1 protein-coding gene is annotated in these 1,532 nt (G+C 70.5%); it reads right to left on the bottom strand.

What is annotated here, in order from left to right:
- Nucleotides 1-1,532 (bottom strand): beta-ketoacyl synthase N-terminal-like domain-containing protein (locus ACFQ87_RS46305; RefSeq protein WP_380617061.1); only part of this gene is annotated, 1,532 nt, incomplete at both ends.

The following is a 1,532-nucleotide window of genomic DNA, read 5'->3' on the forward strand; positions in this document are numbered from 1 at the left end:
GCACCATCCTGATTCACCGCGCTACCGCGCAGCACCGCCAACACCCGGTGCCCGTGACGCCGCGCGTCCGACAGCCGCTCCACCAGCAGCATGCCGACACCCTCAGCCCAGCCGGTCCCATCAGCAGCAGCCGCAAACGACTTGCAACGACCGTCCGCCGCCAGCCCCCGCTGACGGCTGAACTCAAGGAAGGCCGCCGGGCTGGACATCACGGTGACACCACCGGCCAGAGCCAGGCTGCACTCGCCCTGCCGCAGCGCCTGAGCCGCCAGGTGCAGGGCCACCAGCGACGACGAACACGCCGTGTCCACCGTCACCGCCGGCCCCTCCAGACCGAACGAGTACGAGATCCGACCGGACAGGACGCTGCCCGCGTTACCCAGACCCAGGTACCCGGCGACCTCCTCCGGCGCCTCGTGCAGGCGCGGACCGTAATCGAGGGAGGCAACGCCGGCGAAGACACCGGTCCGACTCCCGCGCAACGCGGACGGGTCGATCCCGGCCGTCTCCAGCGCCTCCCAGGACGCCTCCAGCAGCAGCCGCTGCTGCGGATCCATCGCCACGGCCTCACGCGGCGAGATTCCGAAGAAGCTCGCGTCGAACTCGGCGGCGTCGTACAGGAATCCGCCCTCGCGGGTGTAGGACTTGCCCTCCAGCCCGGGTTCCGGATCGTAGAGATCCTCGTCCCAACCGCGGTCCAGCGGGAACGTGGAGATACCGTCCCGTCCCTCGTCCACCAGTCGCCACAGCTCGTCCGGCGAGGTAACACCGCCGGGGTACCGACAGCTCATGCCGATGATCGCGATCGGCTCGTCGGTGGCGTTGGCGACAAGATCGGTCGCCTGGAGGTCCGTCACCGATCCGGTCAGCAGGGCGTGCAGGTGCTCGGCGAGAGCGGTCGGCGTGGGGTAGTCGAAGACCAGGCTGGTGGGCAGGTCGAGTGCGGTCGCCGACTTGAGCCGGTTCCGCAGCTCCACCGCGGTCAGCGAGTCGAAGCCCATCTCCTTGAAGGCCCGCCCGGTCTCGACCGCGTCGGTGGACTGGTGCCCCAGGACCTCGCTCGTCTGAACCTGGACAAGGTCGAGCAGCGCCGCGAACCGCTCGTCGTCGCCACGGCCGGCCAGGCTCCGGACAAGGGATTCAGCTGACGGGCCCGTCGACGCGACGGCTTCCTCTCTGCCGGAGACCTCCCACGACCTATTTGCCCCAGTGGCCGTTCCGGTCGACAGCCAGTAGCGCTCGTGCTGGAAGGCGTAGGTGGGCAGGTCGACCCGCTGGGCGCCCTGGCCGGCGAAGAGCTGCCGCCAGTCGACGGTGACGCCGTGGACGTGGGCCTCGGCCAGGCCCTGCATCAGGGCCAGCGGCTCCTCCCGGTCACGACGCTGGACCGCGGCACAGGTCGCGTCCTCGCCGTCCAGGCTGTCCGCGGCCATCGCCGTCAGCACACCGTCCGGGCCCACCTCCAGGAACGCCCGCGCCCCCGCCGCGTGCAGAGCGCGCACACCATCGTGGAAACGCACCGCTTCCCGCAC

The organism is Kitasatospora sp. NPDC056531 (assembly GCF_042794375.1).
Lineage (GTDB): Bacteria > Actinomycetota > Actinomycetes > Streptomycetales > Streptomycetaceae > Kitasatospora.